Genomic DNA, 26,261 nt, shown 5'->3' with positions numbered 1-26,261 from the left:
TGGGGGCCTTGCGCCCCCTTATTTGTCTGGAGCAAGTGAGGAGAAAAGCATCATGGCAAAAGAATTTAGCCGTACTCAGCGCGTCTCTCAGGAGATGCAAAAAGAAATCGCCATCATCTTACAGCGTGAAGTCAAAGACCCGCGCGTAGGCATGGCGACAGTTTCAGGCGTTGAAGTTTCACGTGACCTGGCTTATGCCAAAGTGTTCGTGACCTTCCTGGACGTGCTGACCACTGAAAATCACGATCCTGATCGTGTTAAGAATGGCATCAAAGCTTTGCAGGACGCGTCAGGTTTCATCCGTACGCTGATCGGTAAAGCGATGCGTTTGCGTGTAGTACCAGAACTGACTTTCGCTTACGACAACTCCTTGGTTGAAGGTATGCGTATGTCGAACCTGGTGACCAACGTCGTGAAAAACGATGCTGAACGTCGTTCAGCTGCAGGCGATGACGAGGAAGCATAATGAGTCGCCCACGTCGCCGCGGCCGTGATATACACGGCGTTCTGCTACTGGACAAATCTTTAGGCTTGTCTTCTAACGATGCCCTGCAAAAGGTTAAACGCCTTTACAACGCTAACCGGGCAGGACATACCGGCGCGCTCGACCCTTTAGCCACCGGCATGTTGCCGTTGTGCTTAGGCGAAGCGACCAAGTTTTCCCGGTTCCTGCTCGATTCTGACAAGCGTTATCGCGTGATTGCCCGTATGGGACAACGCACCGATACGTCAGATGCTGAAGGTGCCATCATTTCTGAACGTGAAATGACGTTCAGTCAGCAGCAACTAGACGATGCACTCGACAGTTTCCGTGGTGAAACCCGTCAGATCCCTTCCATGTATTCCGCGCTGAAATATGAAGGGAAAAAACTGTATGAGTACGCACGTCAGGGCATCGAAGTTCCGCGAGAATCGCGAAGCATTACCGTGTATGAACTCAGGTTCATCCGCTGGGAAGGTTTCGAGGTTGAATTAGAAATCCACTGCTCAAAAGGCACTTATATCCGCACGATTGTGGATGATCTGGGTGAAAAATTGGGCTGTGGTGCGCACGTCACATATTTGCGCCGTTTGCAGGTCGCAACTTATCCGTCTGAGCGTATGGTCACTATGGAGAAACTCCATGAGCTGATCGCTCAGGCAGAAGAGCAGGGCATTGAGCCACGCTTACTGCTGGATCCGTTGTTGTTGCCTATGGACAGTGCGTGTGAAGACTTCCCGGAAGTGAACCTGCTGCCTGTCGTCGCCGGATACGTTAAACAGGGCCAACCTGTTCAGGCGTCTGGTGCACCACTCAGTGGCATGGTTCGCATCACTGAAGGCGAAGAACGTAAGTTTATCGGTGTGGGCGAAATTGATGACGATGGACGCATTGCGCCGCGTCGTCTGGTCGTCGAATACACGGATTAAGCGCTTTCTGCTCACCTTGCGATCATATATAGCAAAGGGTAGAATAGCCCAGCTTATGCATTGGGTTGCTGAATTAGAGATCGGCACCCGTTTAATTATCTATAATATTTTGGAGTAAGATTATGTCTCTAAGCGTTGAAGCTAAAGCTCAAATCGTTTCCGACTTCGGTCGTGGCACTAACGACAGTGGTTCTACCGAAGTTCAGGTTGCTCTGCTGACTGCTCAAATTAACCATCTGCAAGGTCACTTTGCAGAGCACAAAAAAGATCACCACAGCCGTCGTGGTCTGCTGCGTATGGTTTCTCAGCGTCGTAAACTGCTGGACTACCTGAAGCGTAAAGATGTAGCACGTTACACCAGCCTGATCGAACGTCTGGGTCTGCGTCGCTAATCAAGCGAGTTTCAGTGTAAAGGGGCCAATAGGCCCCTTTATTCTAGGAAGCAACGCCAAATCAGGGTACTGTATGGCTGTTGTTTCTGTTGTTATTCTAAGTACATGAACTTCCGTTACAGATGTTTTCGCGCGGCTAATGAGAGACTTTATTACCACAATGCCAGGTATATAAGGATTGTCATTAGTCGCGAGAATGTAGTGAGAAGCTCGGATATTTATCGGCGTGAACTGCTGTCATAACAGCTGCGCGTCATACAAAAGGATATTACATTGCTTAATCCGACTATTCGTAAATTCCAATACGGCCAGCACACCGTTACGCTGGAAACCGGCATGATGGCTCGTCAGGCAACTGCAGCTGTTATGGTTAGCATGGACGACACCGCGGTATTCGTTACCGTTGTTGGCCAGAAAAAAGCTAAACCAGGTCAGAGCTTCTTCCCGCTGACTGTTAACTATCAGGAGCGTACTTACGCTGCTGGTCGTATCCCGGGCAGCTTCTTCCGTCGTGAAGGCCGTCCAAGCGAAGGCGAAACTCTGACTTCACGTCTGATTGACCGCCCGATCCGTCCTCTGTTCCCGGACTCCTTCCTGAATGAAGTTCAGGTTATCGCGACTGTGGTTTCCCTGAACCCACAAGTTAACCCTGACATCGTTGCGCTGATCGGTGCGTCTGCTGCCCTGAGCCTGTCTGGTATTCCATTCAACGGCCCAATCGGTGCTGCACGCGTTGGTTACATCAACGACCAGTATGTTCTGAACCCAACCGCAGATGAGCTGAAAACAAGCCGTCTGGACCTGGTTGTTGCGGGTACTCAGGGCGCTGTTCTGATGGTTGAATCTGAAGCAGAAGTTCTGAGCGAAGATCAAATGCTGGGCGCGGTCGTATTCGGCCACGAACAACAACAAATTGTTATCGATAACATCAACTCATTGGTTGCTGAAGCTGGCAAACCAAAATGGGACTGGCAGCCAGAAGTGGTTAACGCTGAGCTGCACGCTCGTGTGGCTGCACTGTCTGAATCCCGTCTGGGTGATGCGTATCTGATCACCGAGAAACAAGAGCGTTACAACCAGATTAACGTCATCAAATCTGACGTGGTTCAGGCTCTGCAAGCTGAAGATGAATCTCTGGACGCTGGCGAAATCTCTGACATTCTGGGCAGCATCGAGAAGAACGTGGTTCGTAGCCGTGTTCTGCGTGGCGAGCCGCGTATCGATGGTCGCGAAAAAGACATGATCCGTGGTCTGGATGTGCGTACTGGCGTTCTGCCACGTACTCACGGTTCAGCGCTGTTCACCCGTGGTGAAACTCAGGCACTGGTTACTGCAACTCTGGGTACTGCCCGTGATGCACAGAACCTGGATGAGCTGATGGGCGAGAAGACTGACAGCTTCCTGTTCCACTACAACTTCCCTCCGTACTCTGTTGGTGAGACAGGTATGGTAGGTTCGCCAAAACGTCGTGAGATTGGCCATGGACGTCTTGCTAAACGTGGCGTGCTGGCAATGATGCCAAAACCAGAGGACTTCCCGTACACCGTACGTGTGGTTTCTGAAATCACTGAATCCAATGGTTCATCTTCAATGGCTTCTGTTTGTGGCGCATCTCTGGCCCTGATGGATGCAGGCGTGCCAATTAAAGCCGCTGTTGCGGGTATCGCAATGGGCCTGGTTAAAGAAGGCGAAAGCTTTATCGTTCTGTCCGACATTCTGGGTGACGAAGATCACCTGGGCGACATGGACTTTAAAGTGGCCGGTAGTCGCGACGGTATCACCGCGCTGCAGATGGACATTAAAATCGAAGGTATCACCCGCGAAATCATGCAGGTGGCTCTGAACCAGGCTAAGGGTGCGCGTCTGCACATTCTGGGCGTGATGGAACAGGCTATCAGCACCCCACGTGGCGATATCTCTCAGTTTGCTCCACGTATCCACACCATCAAGATCAGCCCGGACAAGATCAAGGACGTGATCGGTAAAGGTGGTTCAGTAATCCGTGCGCTGACTGAAGAAACCGGCACCACTATTGAAATCGAAGATGACGGTACTGTGAAAATCGCAGCAACCGACGGCGAGAAAGCGAAATACGCTATCCGTCGTATCGAAGAGATCACTGCTGAAATCGAAGTTGGCCGTATCTATCAGGGTAAAGTGACCCGTATCGTAGACTTTGGTGCGTTTGTTGCCATCGGCGGCGGTAAAGAAGGTCTGGTGCACATTTCTCAAATCGCTGACAAGCGTGTAGAGAAAGTGACTGATTACCTGCAGATGGGTCAGGAAGTGCCGGTTAAGGTTCTCGAAGTTGACCGTCAGGGTCGTGTGCGTCTGAGCATCAAAGAAGCTACTGCACCTTCTCAGGACGAAACAACTGAGCAACCTGCAGCAGAATAATCTGTAACAGAAGTTTTACAGCTCCTTTCCAGCTGGAAGGGAGCTGTTCGTCTCATGAACACAGGATGCGTTCGTGTTAAGCAAGCGGATGACAGGATGTTCATCCAATGTTTGTCTCCGGGAGTAGAAATGAAGCCTTTCTTGCGCTGGTGTTATGTTGCGACAGCACTTATGTTGGCAGGATGCAGCAACCATGATTGGCGTAAAAATGAAGTTCTGGCGATTCCGTTGCAGCCGACGTTGCAGCAGGAAGTCATCCTGGCACGCATGGAACAAATACTTGCCAGTCGGTCATTAACCGATGATGAGAGAGCACAGCTATTATATGAGCGCGGTGTGCTGTATGATAGTCTCGGGCTAAGAGCACTGGCGCGAAATGATTTTTCACAAGCGCTGTCTATTCGTCCTGATATGCCAGAAGTTTTTAACTACCTGGGGATTTACCTAACGCAGGCAGGCAATTTCGATGCTGCCTATGAAGCGTTTGATTCTGTACTAGAGCTTGATCCAACTTACAACTACGCGCGTTTGAACCGAGGTATCGCACTGTATTACGGTGGCCGATTCTCGTTAGCGCAGGATGATCTGCAGGCGTTTTATCGAGACGATCCAAATGATCCCTTCCGTTCGTTATGGCTTTATCTTGCGGAGCGAGAAATCAATCCGAAGAATGCCGAGGTAGCGCTCCAGGAGCGTTATGACAAAGCGGACAGAGGGCAATGGGGATGGAATATCGTCGAATTCTACCTGGGCAAAATCAGCGAATCTACGCTGATGGAACGCCTCAAGGCAGAAGCAACGGATAACACTTCGCTCGCTGAGCATCTCAGTGAAACTGACTTCTATTTAGGTAAGCATTACCTAAGTCTGGGGGACAAGAACAGCGCCGCGGCACTGTTCAAACTGACGGTAGCTAACAACGTTCATAACTTTGTTGAGCACCGCTATGCATTGTTGGAATTGGCGCTTTTGGGCCATGAGCAAGACGACCTATCAGAATCGGACCAGCAATAGCTGACGACACCAATCAGCCTTTTTAATCATGGTATTTACCATTTTTAAGCGCCTTAACGGGCGAGGGTTGCTTTGTTCGTTTTATAATCTAATTTGAGCCGGTTCACACTTTTCAATGAAAATGACTGAAAATTTTCTCGACGAGTTATGTAGACTGGCTGCCATTATTAATGAGGCACGTGTACATGACTACTGAGCTTGAAACCTCTTTTGCTGACCTGGGGCTGTCTGCTCCGATTATTTCTGCCCTGACTGATTTGGGCTACGAAAAACCTTCACCAATCCAGGCTGAGTGTATTCCTCACCTGTTAAATGGCCGCGACGTTCTGGGTATGGCTCAGACAGGTTCCGGTAAAACAGCTGCGTTCTCCTTACCGCTGCTGCATAACATTGATGCTTCACTGAAAGCACCACAAATTCTTGTTCTGGCACCTACCCGCGAACTGGCGGTTCAGGTTGCTGAAGCAATGACCGATTTCTCTAAACACATGCATGGCGTGAATGTGGTAGCCCTTTACGGCGGCCAGCGCTATGACGTTCAGCTGCGCGCACTGCGTCAGGGACCACAAGTTGTTGTCGGTACCCCAGGTCGTCTGCTGGACCACCTGAAACGCGGCACCCTGAACCTCTCTAACCTGAGCGGCCTGGTGCTGGACGAAGCTGATGAAATGCTGCGTATGGGCTTCATCGAAGACGTCGAAACTATCATGGCGCAGATCCCGGCTGAACATCAGACCGCGCTGTTCTCTGCCACCATGCCAGAAGCAATCCGTCGTATTACCCGTCGCTTCATGAAAGACCCACAGGAAGTACGTATCCAGTCAAGCGTGACTACCCGTCCTGACATCAGCCAGAGCTACTGGTCTGTGTACGGTCTGCGTAAAAACGAAGCGCTGGTACGTTTCCTTGAAGCTGAAGATTTTGATGCGGCGATCATCTTCGTTCGTACCAAAAACGCGACGCTGGAAGTGGCCGAAGCTCTGGAACGTAGCGGCTACAGCAGCGCTGCACTGAACGGTGATATGAACCAGGCGCTGCGTGAGCAGACTCTGGAACGTCTGAAAGATGGCCGTCTGGACATTCTGATCGCAACCGACGTGGCAGCACGTGGTCTCGATGTAGAACGTATCAGCTTGGTTGTTAACTACGACATCCCGATGGACTCAGAATCTTACGTTCACCGTATCGGCCGTACCGGTCGTGCTGGCCGTGCGGGTCGCGCATTACTGTTCGTTGAGAACCGTGAGCGTCGTCTGCTGCGCAACATTGAACGCACCATGAAGCTGACCATTCCAGAAGTTGAAATCCCAACTGCAGAAGTTCTGGGCGAACGTCGTCTGGCTAAATTCGCAGCGAAAGTTCAGCAACAACTGGAAAGCAGCGATCTGGATCAGTACCGTGGTCTGCTGGCGAAACTGCAACCTGCAGAAGAGCTGGACATCGAAACACTGGCTGCGGCACTGCTGAAAATGGCACAGGGCGAACGTCCTCTGATCGTTGCAGCGGATCCGGTCTTCAAAAGCCGTCCACCACGTCGTGAATTCGAAGATCGTGCTGACCGCGGTGATCGTGGCGATCGTCGTGATCGTCCGGCTCGTAGCAACGATCGTCCTGCACGTGATGGCGACAGCCCACGTCGTGAGCGTCGTGACGCTGGCGAAATGGAACTGTATCGCATCGAAGTGGGTCGTGATGATGGCGTTGAAGTTCGTCATATCGTTGGCGCTATCGCTAACGAAGGCGACATCAGCAGCCGTTACATCGGTAACATCAAGCTGTTCGGTACGCACTCCACTATCGAACTGCCAAAAGGTATGCCGGGCGAGATCCTGTCTCACTTCACCCGTACGCGTATCCTGAACAAACCGATGAACATGCAGCTGATCGGTGATGCAGTGCCACAGGCTCCGCGTCGTGATCGTCCGGCTGGTGCTGGCGGTGAGCGTCGTGGTAACGGTGCTCCGCGTCCTTTCAACGGTGATCGTCCAGCGGGTGCAGGTGGCGAACGTCGTGGTAACGGTGCTCCACGTTCTTTCAACGGTGATCGTCGTGAAGGTTCTTCAGCAGCTGGCGACCGTCGTCCGCCAAGCCGCGCACCACGTCGTACTACTGACGCATAATCTGAATTCAGTTTACTGAACACCAGATAATAAAAAACCAGCTTCCGGGCTGGTTTTTTTATGCCTGCGATTTAGGTCGCCGGTCAGCTGATGCGCTGTTCTTTAACCAGATCGCCATGAAGCTGAGAGACAATTTCGAATGAATGCAAACGAGCCTGATGATCAAAAATCTGGCCGTTGATCATCAGTTCATCGGCTTCAGTTTCACGCAGAATATTTTGCAGGCCCTGACGCACCGTTGCTTTATTGCCGACTACCGACATGCGCAGCGCATTATCCACACCAAAGCGTTCCTGAGCTGACCACAGGCTCTCGATGTTATCGACCGGCGCAGGGAGTTTACCCGGCATTCCCCGGCGCAGATTAATGAACTGTTGCTGATTGGAGGTAAACATCCGGCGCGCTTCTTCGTCGGTATCAGCAGCAATTGCGTTAATGCACACCATTGCGTGCGGTTTTTCGAGCTGTGCAGAAGGCTGGAATTTACTGCGGTAAATTGCCAGTGCCTGATACAACATGTCCGGTGCGAAATGCGAAGCAAAGGCAAAGGGCAGACCCAGTGCCGCCGCCAGCTGAGCGCTGTAAAGGCTCGATCCCAGTAACCAGATCGGCACATGCAAACCTTGTCCCGGTACGGCCTGAACCGCCTGCTGCGGCTGAACGTCACCGAAATACATCTGCAATTCCTGCACATCCTGCGGGAAATTATCGATTTCACCGGAAAGATGACGGCGCAGCGCGATCATGGTGCGCTGATCCGTACCCGGTGCACGACCCAGACCCAAATCTACGCGGTCTGGATACAGCGTAGCCAGCGTGCCGAACTGTTCAGCAATCACCAGCGGCGAGTGGTTTGGCAGCATTACACCGCCGGAGCCCACGCGGATCGTTTTCGTCCCGCCCGCGATATAACCCAGCAGCACAGAGGTCGCCGCACTGGCGATACCGGTCATATTGTGATGCTCTGCCATCCAGTAACGCTGATAGCCCCACTTCTCGGCGTGCTGTGCCAGTTCAAGTGAACACTGGAATGCCCGGGCCGGATCGGCACCCTGCGGAACTGGTGCCAGATCGAGCACGGAAAGGGGAACGGTGTTTTTCTCAGACATAATCACGGCTCACTCATCAAAGGAAAGAGGGGAGAACGCATTCACTCCGCTCATAATTAGAACGAGTATTACCCAATAAGGACTGATTGAATACGGCATTTGTGCCCTTAATTGCCGTTAAAACATCCTTAAAATCGATTTAAATAACTTAAATTATAGTTTCAATGAATATGTTGTTTTGTGTTAAACAGTCTTTGTTCATCCCGCTATGATTTGACAGAAGCGCACTCGCGCCTTTCAGTACAGGCGTTGGCAGGAAGGGACAATTATGGAAAGGAGAACCAAAGCCGATGATAAATACAGGCAAACAAAAAGGATGTAGCACCGATGAGTAAACGAATATTATTGACCCTGCTGCTGGTTGCTGCGGCGGTTTCTCTGGCGGTGCTGTTTCGTGCGCACAATCAGGATTTGCTGTTACAGGGCGAAGTCGATGCACCGGAAGTGATTGTGGCGTCGAAGTCCAAAGGCCGCGTGATTGAACGTCATGTTGAACGCGGCGACGATGTGAAAACCGGGCAATTGCTGATAACCCTCGACAGCCCGGAAATGATGGCACAGTTGCGTGCCGCAGAAGCCGCCCGCGATCAGGCCAAAGCCCAGCTTGATCTCTCCGTTAATGGTACCCGCGAAGAAAGTATCCGCAATCTGAAAGCCACCCTGGCGCAATCTCAGGCGGAATATGTCAACGCCCGTGACCTCTATAACCGTAACGCCAAAGTGGCGGCGAAAGGGTTTATTTCAGCGTCTGATTTAGAAGATTCCCGTCGCGCGCGCGACAGCGCCTATGCACAAGTTCTCGTTGCCAAAGCCAATCTTGATGAAGGTGTGAATGGCGATCGTGTCGAGCAGCGCGAAAGCTACGCCGCGCAACTGCGTCAGGCGGAAGAAGACTTACTGGAAATCAAAGCACAAACCGATGACTTACAGGTTAAAGCGCCGGTCGATGGTGAAGTGGGGCCGATTCCGGTGGAGGTCGGTGAGCTGGAAAGTGCGTCAAGCCCGCTGCTGACGTTAGTCCGCCTGCCCGATGCTTATTTCGTCTTTAACCTGCGGGAAGATATTCTGGCTGGCGTGCGCAAAGGCGACAAAGTGCAGATGCGCGTTCCTGCGCTGAACAACCAGATGATCGAAGCTGAAGTTCGCTATATCGCGCCGCTCGGTGACTATGCGACCAAACGTGCTACGCGTGCGACCGGGGATTTCGATTTAAAAACGTTTGAAGTGCGTCTCTACCCGGCGAAACCGGTGCCCGGATTGCGTCAGGGCATGAGTGCGTTATGGCAATGGAAAGCGAAGTGAAGCCGGTCAAAGCGCCCCACAGTGAAAGGGCAAAAGCCGCATGGCGCTGTTTCAGCCGTGCTTTTACCCGTGAAGTGAATCACGCCTTTCGCAAACCGGTAATTCACTGGCTGTGCTGGATTTTTCCATTACTGTTGTTTGGCCTGATCAGCAGCAACTTTTCCGAGGGGACTTTGCTGGATTTGCCGGTATCAGTGGTTGATAACGATCACAGCTCATTATCCAAAACGTTGACCCGTAAACTGGATGCCGGTTCACATGCTCATGTGCAGGCTTTCGATGGCGGTTTACCCGAAGCGGAATACCGCCTGCGCACCGCACAGGATTATGCGCTGTTGTATATCCCCAATGATTTTGAAGCTGATGTTCTCGCCGGAAAGCAGCCCAGTGTTGTGTTGTATTACAACGCGTTATTCTACGGTGCCGGCTTGTATTCGACGCAGGATTTCAGCGGGCTTATCACCGAACTCAATACCCGCTATCGTTCGATCATTGCGACTGAAATTGGCAAAACGCTGCCGTCGTTGGCCAGCGTCGATCTGTCCTATGGCAGCCTGTTCAACGCCAGCGGCAGTTACATTTATTACCAGCAATTTGCGGCGACCATTCACCTGCTGCAACTGTTCACCGTGACCTGCATGATCTACGTGATGGCGCGCAGCCAGGCGTTGCTCAGTGCGCCGTCATTTACCCTGGCGCTGCTCGGCAAACTTGCCCCGTACACGTTATGTTTCACCACGTTGCTGATGGTGGAAATCGCGATGCTGGTCGGGTTCTTCGACGCCCGCGTCAGCGGTAATCCTTTGTATATGATGGTGATAGGCTTCTTCTATGTGATCGCCGCGCAAAGCCTCGGGCTGCTACTGTTCACCTTCACAAAAACCACTATTACTGCTTACACCATGATGGGGATTTTCGTCAGTATCGCGCTGACTTTCTCCGGAATGGCGGTACCGGTGCTGTCGATGCCACTGCCTGCGCGCATTATTTCCGGCATCGAACCGCTCAGTTATGCACTGGCCGCGATGTTTGACGTCTTTCTGCGTGAAGTCTCGGTGCGCGGCATTCTGATGGTGTGCTGCATCCTGCTTATTTATCCGCTGCTGACCAGCCTGCTGGTGCGCAAGCGCCTGTATATGCGGATGAAACGACAGGAGTCAGGCCAATGACCCGTCGTGAATGGTTTAAAACCTGGTGGGGGACATTCCGCAAAGTGCTGACCGGTTTGCTCGACAAGCCAATGTGGATGATGTTGCTCCTTTCACTTTGCGTGATGAGCATGGTCTATGCGAACCGCACGGTGTGGGATTTGCCGGTGGCGGTGGTCGATCAGGACCACAGCTCGGCCAGCCGAATGCTGACCCGTCAGCTGGATGCCACCTCTAAAGTGGCGACGGTGGCCTACGACAGCCTTGCGCAGGCTGAACACGACCTGGCGCTGCGTAAGTTATTCGCGGTGATCATCATGCCTGTGGATCTTGAGAAGAAGATCCTCGCCGGGCAAAACATTGTGATCCCGGTGTACGGCGATGCGACCAACCGGCTGGCGAACGGTCAGATCCAGCAGGACGTGCTCGCGGCGTATCAGGCGATCCTCACGCAATACAACACGGATCTGCTGCTCAGCAGCGGCTTCAGTGAGCGACAGGCCAGCGTGGTGCTCTCGCCTATCATCGGTCAGTCGCTGGATGTCTTTAACCCCGGCATTAGCTTTGCTGCGATTATTTTCCCCGGCCTGCTGGTGATGTTATTGCAGCACTCATTACTGATCGCCAGCGTGCGTGTCAGCATTGTGCTTAACAGCGGTCCTTCAGGTAAACCGGCGATCCCGGCGTTTCTGGGCGGCATTTCGGCGCTGATCCCGGTCTGGCTGTTTCTGTCGATCGTCTTGTTTGTGTTGTGGCCGTGGGTGCTGGGCTACCGGCAAACGGCCAGCATTCCTGAAATCCTGTTGCTGACTTTCCCGTTCCTGCTGGCGGTCCTGGGACTGGGAAAACTGGTGACGGAATGCCTGCGCAGCGTCGAGCTGATTTACCTGACGCTGGCCTTTATCACCACGCCGGTCTTCTATATCTCCGGCACCATCTGGCCGTTACAGGCGATGCCCGCCTGGGTCAGGGGCATTTCGTCTATGCTGCCTTCAACCTGGGCGACCAAAGCCATTGCCGGGGTCAATCAGATGGGATTGCCGTTCAAAGACGTGGGTGGCGATATTTTGATGCTGCTGATTTTGTGCATTTTTTACACTTTTATCGGCATTGCAGTGGGGATGCTGCGCGATGGCGTCAGGCTCAGAGCGATGTTCAGGCCGAAGCCGCGAAATTCGTGATTAAAAAAGGGAGATGACCGTAAAGTCCTCTCCCTTTTTACTGCGACACGCTCAGTCAGGGGCGCAGTTCAAGCCCGGCGACGCGCTGCCAGTAGCCGTTACAGTCGGCTTTATCGGTAAGCGTCAGTGGCTGCAAACCGCGTTCATTATTGCGAAACGCTTCCAGCGTGGCGAGGGTACCTTTCGCTTCCGGCGACAGACGCACGATATCCACTAATCCCTGCATCGACACCAACTCATTGCCGAGGTTATAGCAGTAGCCACTCTGCGTCTGAATGCCGTTGAGGACGAACACCTGCTGATTTTCCTGCGACAACATTTTGCGGCCCTGCGGATAACTGATGCAGCAGGTTTCGCATTCGTCTTTCGCGCGGTTTTCAGAACGTGCCGTGAAGCAGCGTGCGGAATAGGCCAGCGGTAAGTGTCCGTAAGACAGCACTTCGACTTCAAATTTATCGCGGATACCCAGCTCATCGCACTGGTTCAGGAGATTCACCAGCCAGTCGCGGGAAAGCTCGACCGGCATACACCAGCGCACCATGCCTTGTTTCTGCAAAAGTTTTAGCGTAACGGCGTTATAGCAGTTCAGCGCGTGACCGACGACAAACGGCAGATTGCGTTCTGCCGCCATGTTCACGGCACCAAAATCGTTGGCTTCCAGCAGAAACTCGCCGTTCTCCACATAGCGTTTGAGTTCGTTGAGTTCAGACGGTGCCTGCAACAACGCCAGCGTGGAGATCACCACCTGCTTTCCGGATGCCGCCAGCTGACGCGCGACCTCCATCCAGTCATTCACTTTCATCTCCCGGCGCTTGGTACAGACGTTTTCACCGAGATAAATGATATCCGCACTGCTGGTCGCAGCGGCCTGATAAAAATCTTCAACCTGCGCTTTCGGCCAGTAGTAAAGGATGGCCCCTAAAGAATATTTCATCATCGTCTCTTCGATTACTGCCACTTGCGGTGATAGGCACCAAGCGTGGTTTGGGTACCTTCAGACATGGAACCCAGCGTTTTCATCCACGCGTCGTCGGTTTTGAAGTTTTGCGGATCCGCTATGCAGCGGTCGATTGCCGCACGCCATACGCGAGCCACCTGACTGACATATGCCGGGCTGCGCTGACGTCCTTCGATTTTTACCGAGGCAATATTGGCTGCGAATAATTCCGGCAATAACTCCAGCGTATTCAGACTGGTCGGTTCTTCCAGCGCATGATATTTCGCGCCATCCACCAGATAACGGCCTTTGCATAACGTCGGATAACCGGCGTTTTCGCCTTCGTCATAACGGTCAATCAGCACATCATTCAGACGCGATTCCATACCCTGAGCCGTTTGCTGCCAGCGGACAAAACGCGCCGGTGAGCAGGCACCGACGGTATTCGGAGATTCACCGGTCAGATAGGAAGAAAGATAACAGCGGCCTTCGGCCATGATGCACAGACTGCCAAAGGCAAACACTTCCAGCGGGACGACCGTTGTACGGGAAAGCTGGCGCACCTGATGCATTGAAAGCACGCGCGGCAAAACAACGCGGGCAACATCAAAGTTACGTTTATAAAAACGGATCGCTTCGTCGTTGGTGGCCGAGGCCTGCACCGACACATGCCGCTCAACGTGAGGATATTTGTTCGCAGCGTAATCGAGCATGGCGATATCGGCCAGGATCAGCGCATCTGCGCCGAGCTGTGCGGCCATATCTACCGCGCGTTCCCAGCGCGGATAGCCGTCAGGATGCGCAAAGGTATTGATGGCAATATGCAATTTACGGCGGTGACGGTGGACGTAATCCGCCGCCTCCTGCAATTTTTTATCCGTGAAATTCAGACCGGCGAAATGGCGCGCATTGGTGTCATCTTTCAGGCCGATATACACCGCGTCGGCGCCATTATCGATCGCCGCTTTCAACGCAGGTAAATTCCCTGCCGGGCAAAGTAGCTCCATTCTCGTTCCTTACTGCAACCGGCCAGCCAGAGCTGAGGTTGGTGGGTGATGAAAAGCCAGTTGCCGACGTCATTCATTCATCAGTCAGGGCTTTGATTGGCGAACTATTTTAGAGAAGCTATGGATGCAATATTTTGATTTGAGGCAGTTTCTGCGGCGTTGGAGGGCATACAACCCTCGGGGAGGTTGTACGTGATGTTTTTCTGTTGCAGTATTTATTGATGTAGACCGCTGAACGTTCCCGGCAATGTGTCAAAATAGGCGTTATAACTGCCTTAAAACTTGCCGAAAAGTTACCGAAAGGAGTAGTGCCAGTGTTGCAAAAACTACGTGCACGTATGGTCCGTCAGGGACCATCCCTGTTAAGTGTGCCTTTGAAATTCACGCCTTTTGCGTTGCAACGGCAGGTTTTGCAACAGGTACTGAGCTGGCAGTTTCGTCAGGCGCTGGCCGACGGAGAGCTGGATTTCCTTGAAGGCCGCTGGTTGAAAATTGACGTCAGCGATCTCAACCTGACCTGGCTGATGTCGGTGGAAGAGGGCAAACTGGTGATCGCCGGGAGCGGGGAAGCCGATGTCAGCTTCAGCGGAAATGCTAATGACCTGATCCTGATCGCTGCCCGCAAAGAAGATCCCGACACGTTATTCTTCCAGCGCCGTCTGCGTATTGAAGGTGATACCGAACTGGGCTTGTATGTGAAGAATCTGATGGATTCTATCGATCTCGATACTATGCCGCTCCTGCTAAAAAATGGCCTGCTGCGCCTGGCCGATTTTGTCGAAGCGGGTCTGCAAGAGGACCGTGAGCCGCAAGCTCCGGTAGCTGAACCATGTTAATTCGTACTGAAATTCCGGTAGATGCCGCGGGCATTGACCGCTTGTTACGCGCCTCATTCCCGACAGGTGCAGAAGCCGATCTGGTGCAGGAACTGCGCGAAGACGGCCTGCTGACGCTGGGTGTTGTCGCCACCGATGATGAAGGTGGTGTGGTGGGTTACGTCGCGTTTTGTCCTGTCGATATTCAGGGCGAAGACCGCAACTGGGTCGGGCTGGCACCGCTGGCAGTGGAAGAATCGCTGCGCTGTCAGGGGATAGGTCAAAAACTGGTTTATGAAGGGTTAGATTCCCTGAATGAATTCAGCTATGCCGCTGTTGTGGTATTAGGCGACCCGGCCTACTACAGCCGTTTCGGCTTCAAACCCGCAGCCGCTCATGACCTGCATTGCCGCTGGCCGAACTGTGAGGCCGCATTCCAGCTTTTCACCTTATCCGATGAAGCACTAAACGATGCCAGCGGAGAAGTCGTTTTCCCGTCGGCATTTAATCGTTTCTGATTTTACTCAGCGACAGCTCATCTTCTTCAGATACAACAAAGGCCGGTTCCCGGCCTTTTTCATTTCCCGCTGACTGTTAAATCCAGATAACTTTCCAGACATTGTGGTGCGCTGCGAACCAGCAACTCTTTCTGCACTTTACTCAGCTTTTTGACTTTAATTTCCAGCTTTGATGCCAGCGAGCGGTCGCCTGCCGGACAGTGAAAGGCCAGCGTCAGCTCGCCTTTTCCCCGCAGCGATTTCGCTCCTTTTCCGGTCTGATGCTGCCCGAGACGTCGCACCACGTCGGTCGTGATGCCGGTATAAAGCATCCCGGTCGGGGTTCGCAGCATGTATAAAAACCAGTGGGATGTGGCGGACATAAGCTCTGGGTGTCAGGAATATTTTGTGTCAGTTTACCTGAAAGGCACAATAGAGTGAGGCAAAACATCGACATGGGGCGGTAAACTGGGACAAACGAAAATAAGGCGCATGTGATGAATAACCCCGATGATCTGAAACATATTCTGAAGTTTCTGAATAAACACCATGTGCTGGCGCTGTGTGCTGTTGCAGAGGGCGAAATGTGGAGCGCTAACTGTTTTTATGTCACCGATGCGCAAAGCATGACGCTGTATTTCATGACCGAAATGAAAACCCTGCACGGTACGCTGATGGCTAAATCACCCCACATTGTCGGTACGATTGCTCCGCATCCGAAAACCATTGCGCTGATCAAAGGCATTCAGTATCGCGGCGAAGCCACCGTTCTTGGCGGTGAGGAAGAGGCCCATGCGCGGCATCTGTACTGCAAACATTTTCCGGTCGCCATCGCCATGAAAGCGCCGGTCTGGGCGCTGAAACTCAGTCACATTAAAATGACCGATAACGCGCTGGGATTTGGCAAGAAACTGCTGTGGGACAGGGAAGTCTGAAAAGAAGTGGCCCCTTGCGCAGAAGGGGCACAGGGTTTACGCCGCCAGGATTTTCAGGGATTCGCGATTAAAGGCAGGCAAATCATCCGGCGTCCGGCTTGTGACCAGAGTGTTCTGGTCAACCACGACCTCTTTGTCAAAAAACTCAGCCCCGGCATTTTTAACATCCACAACCACCGGTTTGACCGTCGTGAGTTTCCGGCCACGCACGACATCAGCATTAATCAGTAACTGCGGGCCGTGGCATATGGCGAAAATCGGTTTGCCGCTTTTGGCGAAAGCCCGCGTGAACTCGACAAACCGGTCGTCACCGCGCAGGGTGTCCGGCGAATGTCCGCCCGGTAAAAGCAGGGCATCAAAGTCGGCAACCTTCACATCATCAATAGATTTATCGATGGTGACCTTCGCCTTACCTTGTTTGCCTTTGATGACGTTACCGGCTTTGTTTTCAATAGTAATGACCTGATGACCGGCCTTTTTATAGGCCTCTGCAGGTGAGGTGAATTCGGAATCCTCAAATTCATCAGTGATGAGTACCGCTATCTTCTTGCTCATGGTTCCTCCTGCTGAGAATGTGTCGTTCGTCATACATTCTTAAGCCTAGAAGCCACGGGCTGGTGGATCAAACTGGATTTGTCCGAGTCTGCTGAGGTAACAGGAACTGTCTTATAGCGTGATATTTACATTCAGGTAACACTTCAAATATCTGTTCATGACTTAGGTTTCAGAAAGCCATGTTTTCAGAAACCCATGTTTCAGAGCCGCTGTGCGAAAGCCGTTTTTTAAAAGGAAGTGATATGGCAAAAGTTCTTCTGCTGGGAGGAAGTGGCCTGATCGGGCGTGAACTCTTACGCCTGTTGCAACTCGATCCGCGTGTCAGCCGTATCGTGGCACCGAGCCGCCGTCCGCTGCTGCCCGGGAATAAGTTGTTTAACCCCCTGGGCGACAATCTTACGTCACTGGTGGTCGCACTCGATGAGCCAATAGATTTACTGTTTTGCTGTCTGGGCACCACGCGAAAACAGGCAGGCAGCGCGCAGGCCTTCAGGGCGGTGGATTACGACCTGGTGGTGGATTGTGCGAAGGCGGCACGCGAACTCGGCGCACGTCATTGTCTGGCCGTCAGTGCTAACGGAGCCGACGCGCGTTCGCGTTTACTCTATAACCGGACCAAGGGCGAAATGGAACTGGCGCTGATGCAACAGGGATGGCCGTTGCTGACATTAGTCCGTCCTTCATTGCTGGTCGGGAAGCGTCATCCGCCGCGTCTGCTGGAACAACTCAGTGCGCCGTTGTTTAAAATGCTGCCGGGGAAATGGAAAGCGATTGATTCGGATTTGGTGGCTAAAGCGTTGCAGGAGCAGGCATTTAATGCCGGATTAGGCGGCATCACGGTGCTGGAATCCAATGAGATTGCCGCCAGTATCGAAGATCTTTAATTCGCGTGATCCGCTGAACCGGATCCTTGTGATAAGGTATCAGGCAAAAAACGCGAATTTTCGTCCCCTCAGCTCTCCCTCCTGACGCAGACCTGATCTTTACAGATATTTTTCTGCAAAAACGCGCAGATCCCTGAAGTCCGGCATCCTTTTCTTCAGCGTCTCATGATCCCAGTCCCACCAGCGGCTGGCTTCGATCCGCCCGATCATAGTGTCATCAAAGCGCATGCCGATCTTTTTCGCCGCCACGCCGGCAACGATCGAATAAGGCTCAACGTCTTTCGTTACCACGGCGGAAGTGCCGATCACTGCGCCGTTGCCGACCGTGACATGATGCTCACGCCGCCAGTCGAAAAATACCTGATCGTCTTCCCCTAAACCGTAGACAGAACTGCGGTAGGTGAAATGGTGCTGAGCCACGCGCTGATAAGTCGGATGGTTGCCGGGATTGATCCGCACGTAAGTCGCGATCGAAACAAATTTCCCGATCGTGGCGTAGAAGATCTGATTATTTCCGGCGGTATAAGAGTAATCACCGATCTGCGATTCTTCGATGATCGCGTTGTCCGCAATATGCACGTACTGACCCAGCGTTGACTGATTCAGCTCGACCTGCTGACCGATTTTTGGCCGTGAATAATCCTGCTCGTCAGCCAGCGAAAACGGGTGAATGATGTTTGTCATAAAATCGCTCATGATGAAGTGACGGGATAAATAAACGCACTGACAGGCAATGCAAGAATGGCCAGCAGATGCTGTAACGTCTCGTGCAAAGCACCGTCATTGTTCAGCCGGTGACAGGCTGCGGGCAACGCACTTTCATACTCTCTGGCGCGTTGAAGACGGCAGGCTATTTGCGCTGTATCTTCACGTCCGCGACGCATCAGTCGCTCAGTCAGCACCGTTTCTGAAACCTGTAAACAGACCGGTACCAGTCGCTGACCATAACGCTGCCGGGCTTTTTCCAGATGCGCACGCGAGCCGTTCACCACCGCGTGACAACCGAGCTGCATCCAGGTGTCTATCTCAATACCCACGGCGTACCGGCACTGGTGAGCGTGCCAGTCCATTGCGAATAAACCGTGCTGGCGACGCTGAATAAATTCGGCTTCACTCAGCGCAATATGGTTTTCGGAACCGGCATCCGCAGGGCGCGTAATATAACGATGCGCGACGGCGACATCGGCGGGCAAATGCTGGCGCAGCGCGTCCAGAAGACTGTCTTTGCCAGAACCCGAAGCGCCCATCAGATAGAGTAAACGACTCATTTCTTCTCCTTACTGAGCAAGACGCTCATCCCCTCAGAACACCTGAATGCCCTGACGCCAGACGTTTTGCACAAAGTAGTGATCGCCATGCGCGCGCGCCAGAACCAGATCCGCGCGTTTGCCTTCGGCGATCTCCCCGCGATCTTTCAGGCCCAGTGCGTTAGCCGGATTACGCGTTACCAGTTTCACCGCCTGTGCCAGGCTGAACGCATTGCCCTCATCATTGGCAATACGGAACACCGCATCGAGCAGGCTGGCCGGATAATAGTCAGAGGACAAAATGTCCAGCAGGCCGAGTGAGGCCAAATGGTGCGCCGCCACGTTCCCGGAATGCGAACCGCCGCGCACGATATTCGGCGCGCCCATCAGTACCTGCAAACCGCTGTGATGCGAGGCGCGAGCGGCTTCTTCGGTTGTCGGGAATTCGGCGATCACGCTGCCGAGCGCCAGTGATTCTTCGACGTGTGCTGCCGTAGCATCGTCATGGCTGGCCAGCGAAATATTGCGCTCGCGGCAATGTGCGGCAATCGCCTCACGGTTTGGCTGCGCCCAGCGACGGGAGAGGGCGATTTGTTCTTCCTGAAAATCGTCCATCTGCTCATCGTTCATATGGTATTTGCCCTGATAATACTCACGATATTTCTGCGGCGTGGCGAACTGGCGCTGACCCGGTGAATGGTCCATCAGCGAAACCAGTGACAATACTGATGTATCCATCAGCTTCTCAAACAGCGGCAGCGTGGTCTCGTGCGGCAGTTCGCAGCGCAGATGCAGACGGTGTTCGGCGCGGTTTAGTCCGGCGTTCTGACTGTTCACAATCGCGTCGATCATCTTTTGCAAATTATCCAGACGATGGCCGCCGTCGCGCACGTCACCGACCGCGACGGCGTCCAGCACGGTAGTGATCCCGCTGGCGACCATCAGCGCATCGTGGCTGCTCATGGCGGAGTGCGCAGGCCAGTCAACTTTTGGCCGTGGCGTGAAAAACTTATCCAGATTATCCGTGTGCAGTTCGATAAATCCCGGCAGCAGCCAGCCGCCCTGCGCATCCAGCGCCTGCGGCAGCTGACTGCGGCTATCAGCAAAGGCGCTGATCACGCCGTTTTGCATCTCAAGCGACCCTTCAACCACCTGATCATCGAGCACCAGTCTGACGTTATTTATGATCATACGGACATCTCCGGAGCCGTTTCCGGACTCATTTCATACAACCTGTCGGCAACGCGTTCGCGCACATCTTCATCATGAAAAATCCCGACCACCGCCGCACCGCGCGCCTTGGCTTGCTCAATCAGCGTGACGACGGCGGCACGGTTGGTGCTGTCTAGAGAGGCGGTCGGTTCATCGAGCAACAGCACCGGATAATCGACCACGAAACCGCGCGCGATATTCACGCGCTGCTGTTCGCCACCGGAAAACGTCGATGGCGCAAGATGCCACAGACGTTCCGGCACATTAAGATGGCGCAGCAAGGCGCTGGCGCGGGCTTCGCTTTGAGCTTTATCAACACCCAGTTCCAGCAGCGGTTGCATCACCAGATTCAGCGCACTGATGCGCGGAATAACGCGCAGAAACTGGCTGACCCAGCCGACCGTATGGCGGCGAACGGCCAGAATGTCACGCGCTTCGGCGCTGACCATATCAATCTGCTGGCCCTGATGTTCGACCCAAATTTTGCCGCTGTCAGGCAGATAGTTGCCATACAAAGAGCGCAGCAAGGTGGATTTCCCGCTGCCGGAATGGCCGTGCAGCACCACGCATTCCCCGGCATCCACCGTCAGGCTGGCATGACTGAAAACCGGCAATCTGGCGCTGTTCTGGTTATGCAAAACAAAAGTTTTACTGAGATTTTCGACCCTGAGCTTCGTCGTCATTTTGGTCACTCTTTCTCTGAAATTAGGTTAGGAAAGCACGGAAGAAACGAGCAGCTGCGTATAAGGATGATGCGGATCGTCGAGCACGCGGTCGGTTAAACCACTCTCCACTACATGACCCTGTTTCATCACCAGCAGACGGTGCGCAAGCAGGCGGGCGACGCCCAGATCATGGGTGACAATCACCACCGCCAGCTGCATTTCCACCACCAGTGTGCGCAGCAGATCCAGTAGACGTGCCTGAACCGAGACGTCGAGGCCGCCGGTCGGTTCATCCATAAACACCAGGCGCGGATGTGTCACCAGATTGCGGGCGATTTGCAGACGCTGCTGCATACCACCGGAAAACGTCGTAGGCAGGTCATCGATGCGCGAAACCGGGATTTCGACATCTTCCAGCCACTGACTGGCTTTCTGACGGATATCGCCGTAATGCCTTTCGCCCACAGCCATCAGGCGCTCGCCAATATTGCCGCCCGCAGAAACCTGACGGCGCAGGCCGTCCATCGGATGCTGATGGACCACGCCCCAGTCGGTGCGCAGCAGGCGACGACGGTCACTTTCTGCCATGTCATACAGCGACTGCGCCGGTGACTGGCCATTGTTGTAGATGACCTGACCTTCCTGCGGGGCGAGACGGGCTGAAATTGACTGTAACAGCGTGGTTTTACCCGAGCCGGATTCCCCGACGATGCCCAGCACTTCACCCGGATACAGGTTGAATGACACATCGCTGAAGCCTTTGCCCGGCGCATAAAGATGGGTCAGGTTATTCACCGACAGCAGCGGTTCGGCGGCGAGATTTAAAGGAGTGGTCATCAGCGGTTAACCTCGTTGGAAGCCTGTTGCTCAACCTGCTGAGCACAAAAATCGGTGTCGGAGCACACGAACATGCGGTTGCCCTGATCGTCGAGCACCACTTCGTCGAGATAGCTGTGGTGTGAGCCGCAAATAGCGCAGGGCTCATCCCATTGCTGGACGGTGAACGGGTGATCGTCAAAATCCAGACTTTCGACTTTGGTGAACGGCGGCAGGGCGTAAATACGTTTTTCGCGTCCGGCACCGAACAGTTGCAATGCAGGCATCATGTTCATTTTCGGGTTATCAAATTTCGGGATTGGCGACGGATCCATCACGTAGCGGTCATTCACTTTTACCGGATAGGCGTAAGTGGTGGCGATATGGCCGAAGCGCGCGATGTCCTCGTAAAGTTTCACCTGCATCACGCCGTACTCTTCCAGCGCGTGCATTTTGCGGGTTTCGGTTTCACGCGGTTCGATAAAGCGCAGTGGTTCCGGGATCGGCACCTGAAAAATAAGGATCTGATCTTCCTGCAACGGTGTTTCGGGAATGCGGTGACGTGTCTGGATCAGACTGGCTTCAATGGTTTTCTCGGTGGTTTTTACCCCCGCGACGCTCTGGAAGAATTTGCGGATCGACACGGCATTGGTCGTGTCATCAGCGCCCTGGTCGATCACTTTCAGCACATCTTTTTCGCCGATCACGCTGGCAGTCAGCTGGATCCCGCCAGTGCCCCACCCATAAGGCATCGGCATTTCCCGGCCAGCGAAAGGAACCTGATAACCAGGGATCGCTACGGCTTTGAGGATCCCGCGGCGGATCATGCGTTTCGTTTGCTCGTCGAGATAACCGTGGTTGTAGCCCGACAGGGTTTGGGCGGCATTATTATTCATGGGTATGATCCTGTTCTTTCGCGGCGCGCAGGCGTTTAAGCAACTCCAGTTCGGCCTGGAAATCGACGTAGTGGGGCAGTTTGAGATGCGAGACAAAACCGGCGGCTTCAACGTTATCGGCATGCGACAGGACGAATTCTTCATCCTGCGCCGGACTGCTGATCTGCTCGTTGTATTCGCGGGTTTGCAGCGCGCGATCGACCAGTGACATCGACATCGCCTTGCGTTCGGCGCGACCAAATACCAGCCCGTAGCCCCGGGTAAAGTGCGGCGGCTTATCTTCCGGGTCGACAAAACCGTTCACCATTTCGCATTCGGTCAGCAGGATTTCACCAATATCAATCGCAAAACCCAGTTCTTCCGGTACGATTTCAACAGTCAGCCAGCCGGTACGAATTTCACCGGCGAACGGGTGGTTACGCCCGTAACCGCGCTGTGTGGAATAACTCAGCGACAGCAAAAAACCTTCGTCACCGCGCACCAGTTGTTGCAGGCGTGCCGCGCGGGAAGCCGGAAACACCGGCGGCGTGCGGGTGATATCTTCCGGCTCGGTACCATCATCTTCTTCACGAACTGCCAGCTGCTGATGGGTCAGTAAATCAAATACATGACCGCAATTTTCCGGCTGCGGTTCATCGGCAATCGGCGTGAACGGCGCTTCGCCTTCAGCCAGCAGCGCGAAATCCAGCAGACGGTGGGTGTAATCGTACGTCGGGCCGAGCACTTGTCCGCCCGGCAAGTCTTTATAAATGGCGGAAATGCGGCGTTCGAGGCGCATCGCCTGAGTGTTCAGCGGTTCGCTGAGTGCCAGACGCGGCAGCGTGGTGCGGTATGCCCGCAGCAGGAAAATCGCTTCAACCAGGTCACCGCCGGATTGCTTGATTGCCAGCGCGGCCAGCTCGCGGTCGTAAATTCCGCCTTCACTCATCACGCGGTCAACGGCCAGACCCAGTTGTTGTTCAATCTGTTCGCAAGCAAGTTCATTCACATCGGTATTGCCGCGGCGTTCATGCGCCAGCAGCTGATGGGCAGCGGCAATCGCCTTCTCACCCCCTTTAACGGCGACGTACATCAGCACACCTCCACGCGCGTGGTGCGCGGTACGGCAATCAGCTCTTCGCCGCAGGTGAACATAAAGTCCAGACCCAGCGGGAAACGGTGAGGGCGGTTAATCAGATAATCACGGACACAATCAGGCAGCTGCGGGGAAATCATGCGGCTGCTCTCAATGCCGGGACCGCGCAGACGCAGCGGCGTACCGCCGGTCAGGTTTTCCAGCTGAACAATCACACTGGTGGCCAGTTCCGGGGACATTTCATCACCGCACGGAAACGCCAGCAGGGTTGCGCTGTCCAGTGCCGGATCGGCCAGCGCAAAGCTTACGGCGGAGGGGTCATCGGTCAGCACCGCACCGGTATGAAAGCGCAGATTCTTACGCAGGATTTCATCGTTAAGTGAAGCGCTCAGCCACAGCGGGGTGTCCTGATCGATAAGGGTCAGCAGCACGCAGGCACTGGCGGAGTCTAAAGCGCCGAAGCCTGGCATGGCAGGCAACTGCACGCTGACGCCGGGTTCGCTTAACGCTTTGAGAATACGACGGAAACTGTACTGCGCGTCAGCAACCGGATTTTGAAAACTGGCAACAAGTGACATGAATTATTCTCCGCGAACCAGGGTAAAGAAATCGACGCGGCTGGAAGCCACTTCACGGGCGCGTTGCTGACGGCGTTCCTGTTGCAGTGCGGCCAGCGGCGCGATCACGCGTTTATGCAGCAGCTCATTCATGCCCTGCATTTGCAGCAAGGCATCGATGACTGCACAAAGTTCGGCGTGAGGTTTATTGCGTCCGCTGGCGTAGCTGTAGCCGTAAACACCGCCATCTAACTGAATGACGGCGCGGGTGACAGTCATATCACCCATCACAAAGCGTTTTCCGGTGCCGCCCATCCGTCCCTGAAGCTGGGTCAGACCGGTTTCGGCAGCACGGATGCGCTCAAACTGCGGAGATAAATTCAGCGGTTGCCAGTGGGCGAGCAGTTCATCGGGACGGCTGTGAGCCAGTACCGACATCCAGCGCTGGCGGGTTTGCAGGTGATCCATTCAGTGCTCCATGGTGAGTTCGATCATGTCGGCGCGCGTCAGGCTGACGGAATATTCCGCCACCGTATCGCTGCCTTCACAAATATTCAGGGTGCGGACACACAGCAGCGGTGCCTGCGGAACGATTTCGAGTAACTTGCTCTCTTTTGCCAGCGCTCGGCGGGCATTGATGCGGGTCGTGCGGCGGCTGAGCTTTTGCTTAATTTCTTCGCGGATAAAATCGTGCAGCGAGCCGTTGTGGAAGTTTTGCAGCGCAGGCCACCAGTCGAGATCGGGCAAATAGTGGTCAATCACACAGACCGGCACGCCGTTAACGCGCCGCAATGTGCGCAGGTGGATCACCGTGTCACCTTCCTGACGCGACAGCGCCGCCGCAACGTGATCGGTCGCCGGACGCAATACTGCCAGCAAACGCTCGCTGGTCGGGTGACTGCCCTGATCCAGCAAGTTCTGGCTGAACCGCGCCTGTGAGTGCAGCGGATAATCGTAAGGGCGCATCAGCACCAGCGTGCCAATCCCCTGACGACGTTGCAGCCAGCCGCGATCTACCAGTTCATCCACCGCACGGCGCAGCGTATGGCGATTTACCTGAAAACGTTCAGCAAGCTGTTGTTCCGGCGGCAGATAGTCGCCGCAGCGATAACCGCTACGCAGTTCCTGTTCCAGTTCGGCAGCGATTTGCTGATACACCGTGGTATGACTGGTCGGATGTCTAGATAAGTTCATCACAATGAATACCTCGCACGGGATAAACGGGCAGTGGCAGGTGAAATTTTAAAGCGGTCTGAAAGGGTCATGATGCAAACCTCAGTGTGGCGTTGGCATCATCTTGGGCGTGCTAAATGACAATTGGGTGAAGGTCTGGTTGCAGGAAAATGAAGAGTTGGAAGACGTCTCGCAGGAATTAACCGGGGTGATTTACGCAATCCTGGTGAGGATGACGATCTCTCCGCCTAAAAAAAGTGCCTGTTACTTAAAGTTCAGCACAAACATTATGTGCTGATGACACATATTCCCGGCGGGATCCCGCCTCAGGAAATTGGCGATCAGGTCAGGCAGCCCGATGGCGAAATCTATGAAGTGAAAATGCGTTTGATTTTTTATTGAATGGAATCTGAGAGAGGTGAGGGGAATGATTTCCCCTCTGAATGGAGTCTATCGCAAATAATGAATCACCTGATTACCGCTGCCGCGCCAGATAAGTGCAGGGTCTTTCAGTTCCTGCACGAATTTCCCGTCGACCAGCACGTTGATTAATGCAGTCACTTCCTGCTGTTCCGCGCTCAGTTCATCCAGTGTATAACCGGTCCACATCCAGACATCTTTGCCCGGACATTCCGCCTGCACGCGCAGCAACAGCTGGCGCACGGCGGAAAGATTCTGCGGATGCAGCGGGTCGCCACCGGAAAGCGTTAAGCCCTGACGCGGGATCACGGTGTTTTGCAGATCGGCGATAATGCGGTTTTCGTCTTCCTGCGTAAACGGTTTGCCGGAATCCAGCCGCCAGGTGCTTTTGTTATAGCACCCGCGGCATTCGTGGACGCAGCCGGAAACGAACAGCACACAGCGCGTTCCCGGCCCGTTGACCACATCTATCGGGTAATACTGATGGAAATTCACAG

Annotated in this window: 30 protein-coding genes; 14 read left to right on the top strand and 16 right to left on the bottom strand. The window is 53.8% G+C overall.

The window, feature by feature from the left end; genetic code table 11:
* Positions 1–52 precede the first annotated feature (52 nt).
* The 7 genes from rbfA (at position 53) to D5398_RS15955 (ending at position 7,333) form a co-directional block, all read left to right on the top strand.
* A complete protein-coding gene (rbfA, locus tag D5398_RS15985; protein WP_120133270.1) occupies positions 53–466 on the top strand; it encodes a 30S ribosome-binding factor RbfA in 414 nt (137 codons plus the stop codon).
* Complete coding sequence (truB, locus tag D5398_RS15980) at positions 466–1,410, top strand: tRNA pseudouridine(55) synthase TruB (protein ID WP_120508523.1); 945 nt, start codon at positions 466–468, stop codon at positions 1,408–1,410. Before rbfA ends, truB begins: the two co-directional genes overlap by 1 nt.
* A 122-nt stretch (positions 1,411–1,532) precedes the next feature.
* Positions 1,533–1,802: a 30S ribosomal protein S15 gene (gene rpsO, locus D5398_RS15975; protein WP_014333706.1), complete on the top strand. Its 270-nt coding sequence runs from the start codon at positions 1,533–1,535 to the stop codon at positions 1,800–1,802.
* 273 nt (positions 1,803–2,075) lie between these two features.
* On the top strand, positions 2,076–4,199 hold the full coding sequence (gene pnp / locus D5398_RS15970) for a polyribonucleotide nucleotidyltransferase (protein WP_120508522.1): 2,124 nt from the start codon (positions 2,076–2,078) through the stop codon (positions 4,197–4,199).
* A 129-nt stretch (positions 4,200–4,328) separates the two neighbouring features.
* A complete protein-coding gene (gene nlpI, locus D5398_RS15965) occupies positions 4,329–5,213 on the top strand; it encodes a lipoprotein NlpI (protein WP_112286786.1) in 885 nt (294 codons plus the stop codon).
* A gap of 115 nt (positions 5,214–5,328) precedes the next feature.
* Positions 5,329–5,409 carry a protein YrbN gene (gene yrbN, locus D5398_RS25855; RefSeq protein WP_096335046.1) on the top strand — a complete coding sequence of 27 codons (81 nt, stop codon included), beginning with the start codon at positions 5,329–5,331 and terminating at the stop codon, positions 5,407–5,409.
* Entirely contained in the window at positions 5,399–7,333 is a 1,935-nt protein-coding gene (locus tag D5398_RS15955; RefSeq protein ID WP_120508521.1) for a DEAD/DEAH family ATP-dependent RNA helicase, read from the top strand. Before yrbN ends, D5398_RS15955 begins: the two co-directional genes overlap by 11 nt.
* Before the next feature lie 83 nt (positions 7,334–7,416).
* Here the strand turns inward: D5398_RS15955 and D5398_RS15950 are convergent, their stop codons facing one another.
* The gene (locus tag D5398_RS15950; protein WP_120508520.1) at positions 7,417–8,442 is read right to left on the bottom strand and encodes a luciferase-like monooxygenase; all 1,026 of its coding nucleotides are present in this window, start codon (positions 8,440–8,442) and stop codon (positions 7,417–7,419) included.
* A 327-nt stretch (positions 8,443–8,769) separates the two neighbouring features.
* Between D5398_RS15950 and D5398_RS15945 the strand changes: the two genes are divergently transcribed.
* Genes D5398_RS15945 through D5398_RS15935 form a run of 3 tightly spaced genes read left to right on the top strand, consistent with a single transcriptional unit; the run spans position 8,770 to position 12,073 of the window.
* Positions 8,770–9,744, top strand: a complete 975-nt coding sequence (locus D5398_RS15945; protein WP_120508519.1) for an HlyD family secretion protein — start codon at positions 8,770–8,772, stop codon at positions 9,742–9,744.
* Positions 9,729–10,913, top strand: coding sequence for an ABC transporter permease (locus tag D5398_RS15940; RefSeq protein WP_208645976.1), 1,185 nt, complete (start codon positions 9,729–9,731; stop codon positions 10,911–10,913). Before D5398_RS15945 ends, D5398_RS15940 begins: the two co-directional genes overlap by 16 nt.
* Positions 10,910–12,073: an ABC transporter permease gene (locus tag D5398_RS15935; protein ID WP_120508518.1), complete on the top strand. Its 1,164-nt coding sequence runs from the start codon at positions 10,910–10,912 to the stop codon at positions 12,071–12,073. The genes D5398_RS15940 and D5398_RS15935 overlap by 4 nt, the downstream gene beginning before the upstream one ends.
* A gap of 55 nt (positions 12,074–12,128) precedes the next feature.
* Here D5398_RS15935 and D5398_RS15930 read toward each other — a convergent pair whose 3' ends face one another.
* Both D5398_RS15930 and ubiU read right to left on the bottom strand, forming a co-directional pair.
* Positions 12,129–13,007, bottom strand: coding sequence for a U32 family peptidase (locus D5398_RS15930; RefSeq protein ID WP_120508517.1), 879 nt, complete (start codon positions 13,005–13,007; stop codon positions 12,129–12,131).
* 14 nt (positions 13,008–13,021) lie between these two features.
* Positions 13,022–14,017, bottom strand: coding sequence for a ubiquinone anaerobic biosynthesis protein UbiU (gene ubiU, locus D5398_RS15925; protein WP_120508516.1), 996 nt, complete (start codon positions 14,015–14,017; stop codon positions 13,022–13,024).
* Between the two features lie 314 nt (positions 14,018–14,331).
* On the opposite strand from ubiU, the gene ubiT reads away from it, so the two are divergent.
* Both ubiT and D5398_RS15915 read left to right on the top strand, forming a co-directional pair.
* Positions 14,332–14,853 carry a ubiquinone anaerobic biosynthesis accessory factor UbiT gene (ubiT, locus tag D5398_RS15920; protein WP_120508515.1) on the top strand — a complete coding sequence of 174 codons (522 nt, stop codon included), beginning with the start codon at positions 14,332–14,334 and terminating at the stop codon, positions 14,851–14,853.
* Positions 14,847–15,350 (top strand): GNAT family N-acetyltransferase, encoded by a 504-nt coding sequence (locus D5398_RS15915; RefSeq protein ID WP_120508514.1) that lies wholly within the window; start codon positions 14,847–14,849, stop codon positions 15,348–15,350. The genes ubiT and D5398_RS15915 overlap by 7 nt, the downstream gene beginning before the upstream one ends.
* A gap of 59 nt (positions 15,351–15,409) precedes the next feature.
* Here the strand turns inward: D5398_RS15915 and D5398_RS15910 are convergent, their stop codons facing one another.
* A complete protein-coding gene (locus D5398_RS15910) occupies positions 15,410–15,712 on the bottom strand; it encodes a GIY-YIG nuclease family protein (RefSeq protein WP_120508513.1) in 303 nt (100 codons plus the stop codon).
* A gap of 114 nt (positions 15,713–15,826) precedes the next feature.
* Between D5398_RS15910 and D5398_RS15905 the strand changes: the two genes are divergently transcribed.
* Positions 15,827–16,264: a YhbP family protein gene (locus tag D5398_RS15905; RefSeq protein ID WP_120508512.1), complete on the top strand. Its 438-nt coding sequence runs from the start codon at positions 15,827–15,829 to the stop codon at positions 16,262–16,264.
* A 36-nt stretch (positions 16,265–16,300) separates the two neighbouring features.
* On the opposite strand, the gene D5398_RS15900 is transcribed toward D5398_RS15905, so the two are convergent.
* Positions 16,301–16,819 (bottom strand): type 1 glutamine amidotransferase domain-containing protein, encoded by a 519-nt coding sequence (locus D5398_RS15900; RefSeq protein ID WP_120508511.1) that lies wholly within the window; start codon positions 16,817–16,819, stop codon positions 16,301–16,303.
* 242 nt (positions 16,820–17,061) lie between these two features.
* Between D5398_RS15900 and D5398_RS15895 the strand changes: the two genes are divergently transcribed.
* Positions 17,062–17,703, top strand: coding sequence for a Rossmann-fold NAD(P)-binding domain-containing protein (locus tag D5398_RS15895; protein WP_120508568.1), 642 nt, complete (start codon positions 17,062–17,064; stop codon positions 17,701–17,703).
* A gap of 99 nt (positions 17,704–17,802) precedes the next feature.
* Here D5398_RS15895 and D5398_RS15890 read toward each other — a convergent pair whose 3' ends face one another.
* The 11 genes from D5398_RS15890 to nrdG all read right to left on the bottom strand — a co-directional run bounded on the left by D5398_RS15890 (position 17,803) and on the right by nrdG (position 26,259).
* Positions 17,803–18,387 carry an LbetaH domain-containing protein gene (locus D5398_RS15890; RefSeq protein ID WP_120508510.1) on the bottom strand — a complete coding sequence of 195 codons (585 nt, stop codon included), beginning with the start codon at positions 18,385–18,387 and terminating at the stop codon, positions 17,803–17,805.
* Positions 18,388–18,395: 8 nt separating this feature from the next.
* Complete coding sequence (gene phnN, locus D5398_RS15885) at positions 18,396–18,971, bottom strand: ribose 1,5-bisphosphokinase (RefSeq protein ID WP_120508509.1); 576 nt, start codon at positions 18,969–18,971, stop codon at positions 18,396–18,398.
* Between the two features lie 33 nt (positions 18,972–19,004).
* Positions 19,005–20,141, bottom strand: coding sequence for an alpha-D-ribose 1-methylphosphonate 5-triphosphate diphosphatase (gene phnM / locus D5398_RS15880; RefSeq protein WP_120508508.1), 1,137 nt, complete (start codon positions 20,139–20,141; stop codon positions 19,005–19,007).
* Positions 20,138–20,845, bottom strand: coding sequence for a phosphonate C-P lyase system protein PhnL (phnL, locus tag D5398_RS15875; RefSeq protein WP_120508507.1), 708 nt, complete (start codon positions 20,843–20,845; stop codon positions 20,138–20,140). The genes phnM and phnL overlap by 4 nt, the downstream gene beginning before the upstream one ends.
* Positions 20,846–20,872: 27 nt before the next feature.
* A complete protein-coding gene (gene phnK, locus D5398_RS15870) occupies positions 20,873–21,664 on the bottom strand; it encodes a phosphonate C-P lyase system protein PhnK (protein ID WP_120133252.1) in 792 nt (263 codons plus the stop codon).
* On the bottom strand, positions 21,664–22,539 hold the full coding sequence (locus tag D5398_RS15865; protein ID WP_120508506.1) for an alpha-D-ribose 1-methylphosphonate 5-phosphate C-P-lyase PhnJ: 876 nt from the start codon (positions 22,537–22,539) through the stop codon (positions 21,664–21,666). Before D5398_RS15865 ends, phnK begins: the two co-directional genes overlap by 1 nt.
* The gene (locus tag D5398_RS15860; protein ID WP_120508505.1) at positions 22,532–23,611 is read right to left on the bottom strand and encodes a carbon-phosphorus lyase complex subunit; all 1,080 of its coding nucleotides are present in this window, start codon (positions 23,609–23,611) and stop codon (positions 22,532–22,534) included. The genes D5398_RS15865 and D5398_RS15860 overlap by 8 nt, the downstream gene beginning before the upstream one ends.
* Positions 23,611–24,192, bottom strand: a complete 582-nt coding sequence (gene phnH, locus D5398_RS15855) for a phosphonate C-P lyase system protein PhnH (RefSeq protein ID WP_120508504.1) — start codon at positions 24,190–24,192, stop codon at positions 23,611–23,613. The genes D5398_RS15860 and phnH overlap by 1 nt, the downstream gene beginning before the upstream one ends.
* 3 nt (positions 24,193–24,195) lie before the next feature.
* Complete coding sequence (gene phnG, locus D5398_RS15850; RefSeq protein ID WP_120508503.1) at positions 24,196–24,639, bottom strand: phosphonate C-P lyase system protein PhnG; 444 nt, start codon at positions 24,637–24,639, stop codon at positions 24,196–24,198.
* The gene (gene phnF / locus D5398_RS15845) at positions 24,640–25,365 is read right to left on the bottom strand and encodes a phosphonate metabolism transcriptional regulator PhnF (RefSeq protein ID WP_120508502.1); all 726 of its coding nucleotides are present in this window, start codon (positions 25,363–25,365) and stop codon (positions 24,640–24,642) included.
* A gap of 429 nt (positions 25,366–25,794) precedes the next feature.
* Positions 25,795–26,259 carry an anaerobic ribonucleoside-triphosphate reductase-activating protein gene (gene nrdG / locus D5398_RS15840; RefSeq protein WP_120508501.1) on the bottom strand — a complete coding sequence of 155 codons (465 nt, stop codon included), beginning with the start codon at positions 26,257–26,259 and terminating at the stop codon, positions 25,795–25,797.
* Positions 26,260–26,261 lie beyond the last annotated feature (2 nt).

The sequence above is a fragment of the Rahnella bruchi genome, assembly GCF_003614975.1.
Classification (GTDB): Bacteria; Pseudomonadota; Gammaproteobacteria; order Enterobacterales; family Enterobacteriaceae; genus Rahnella; species Rahnella bruchi.
Note: the sequence above shows the minus strand (reverse complement) of the source record. Positions and strands in the feature narration are given on the sequence as shown.

Excerpts from the sequence above, each read along its gene's own strand:
- D5398_RS15915 (WP_120508514.1), top strand. The coding sequence starts at position 14,847 with ATGTTAATTCGTACTGAAATTCCGGTAGATGCCGCGGGCATTGACCGC.
- D5398_RS15940 (WP_208645976.1), top strand. The coding sequence starts at position 9,729 with ATGGAAAGCGAAGTGAAGCCGGTCAAAGCGCCCCACAGTGAAAGGGCA.
- D5398_RS15890 (WP_120508510.1), bottom strand. The coding sequence starts at position 18,387 with ATGACAAACATCATTCACCCGTTTTCGCTGGCTGACGAGCAGGATTAT.
- D5398_RS15905 (WP_120508512.1), top strand. The coding sequence starts at position 15,827 with ATGAATAACCCCGATGATCTGAAACATATTCTGAAGTTTCTGAATAAA.
- phnH (WP_120508504.1), bottom strand. The coding sequence starts at position 24,192 with ATGTCACTTGTTGCCAGTTTTCAAAATCCGGTTGCTGACGCGCAGTAC.
- nlpI (WP_112286786.1), top strand. The coding sequence starts at position 4,329 with ATGAAGCCTTTCTTGCGCTGGTGTTATGTTGCGACAGCACTTATGTTG.
- D5398_RS15950 (WP_120508520.1), bottom strand. The coding sequence starts at position 8,442 with ATGTCTGAGAAAAACACCGTTCCCCTTTCCGTGCTCGATCTGGCACCA.
- yrbN (WP_096335046.1), top strand. The coding sequence starts at position 5,329 with ATGAAAATGACTGAAAATTTTCTCGACGAGTTATGTAGACTGGCTGCC.
- phnL (WP_120508507.1), bottom strand. The coding sequence starts at position 20,845 with ATGACGACGAAGCTCAGGGTCGAAAATCTCAGTAAAACTTTTGTTTTG.
- truB (WP_120508523.1), top strand. The coding sequence starts at position 466 with ATGAGTCGCCCACGTCGCCGCGGCCGTGATATACACGGCGTTCTGCTA.
- phnM (WP_120508508.1), bottom strand. The coding sequence starts at position 20,141 with ATGATCATAAATAACGTCAGACTGGTGCTCGATGATCAGGTGGTTGAA.
- phnG (WP_120508503.1), bottom strand. The coding sequence starts at position 24,639 with ATGGATCACCTGCAAACCCGCCAGCGCTGGATGTCGGTACTGGCTCAC.
- ubiU (WP_120508516.1), bottom strand. The coding sequence starts at position 14,017 with ATGGAGCTACTTTGCCCGGCAGGGAATTTACCTGCGTTGAAAGCGGCG.
- D5398_RS15900 (WP_120508511.1), bottom strand. The coding sequence starts at position 16,819 with ATGAGCAAGAAGATAGCGGTACTCATCACTGATGAATTTGAGGATTCC.
- rpsO (WP_014333706.1), top strand. The coding sequence starts at position 1,533 with ATGTCTCTAAGCGTTGAAGCTAAAGCTCAAATCGTTTCCGACTTCGGT.
- D5398_RS15955 (WP_120508521.1), top strand. The coding sequence starts at position 5,399 with ATGACTACTGAGCTTGAAACCTCTTTTGCTGACCTGGGGCTGTCTGCT.
- phnK (WP_120133252.1), bottom strand. The coding sequence starts at position 21,664 with ATGACCACTCCTTTAAATCTCGCCGCCGAACCGCTGCTGTCGGTGAAT.
- rbfA (WP_120133270.1), top strand. The coding sequence starts at position 53 with ATGGCAAAAGAATTTAGCCGTACTCAGCGCGTCTCTCAGGAGATGCAA.
- D5398_RS15910 (WP_120508513.1), bottom strand. The coding sequence starts at position 15,712 with ATGTCCGCCACATCCCACTGGTTTTTATACATGCTGCGAACCCCGACC.
- D5398_RS15865 (WP_120508506.1), bottom strand. The coding sequence starts at position 22,539 with ATGAATAATAATGCCGCCCAAACCCTGTCGGGCTACAACCACGGTTAT.
- D5398_RS15895 (WP_120508568.1), top strand. The coding sequence starts at position 17,062 with ATGGCAAAAGTTCTTCTGCTGGGAGGAAGTGGCCTGATCGGGCGTGAA.
- phnF (WP_120508502.1), bottom strand. The coding sequence starts at position 25,365 with ATGAACTTATCTAGACATCCGACCAGTCATACCACGGTGTATCAGCAA.
- D5398_RS15935 (WP_120508518.1), top strand. The coding sequence starts at position 10,910 with ATGACCCGTCGTGAATGGTTTAAAACCTGGTGGGGGACATTCCGCAAA.
- D5398_RS15930 (WP_120508517.1), bottom strand. The coding sequence starts at position 13,007 with ATGAAATATTCTTTAGGGGCCATCCTTTACTACTGGCCGAAAGCGCAG.
- D5398_RS15945 (WP_120508519.1), top strand. The coding sequence starts at position 8,770 with ATGAGTAAACGAATATTATTGACCCTGCTGCTGGTTGCTGCGGCGGTT.
- D5398_RS15860 (WP_120508505.1), bottom strand. The coding sequence starts at position 23,611 with ATGTACGTCGCCGTTAAAGGGGGTGAGAAGGCGATTGCCGCTGCCCAT.
- phnN (WP_120508509.1), bottom strand. The coding sequence starts at position 18,971 with ATGAGTCGTTTACTCTATCTGATGGGCGCTTCGGGTTCTGGCAAAGAC.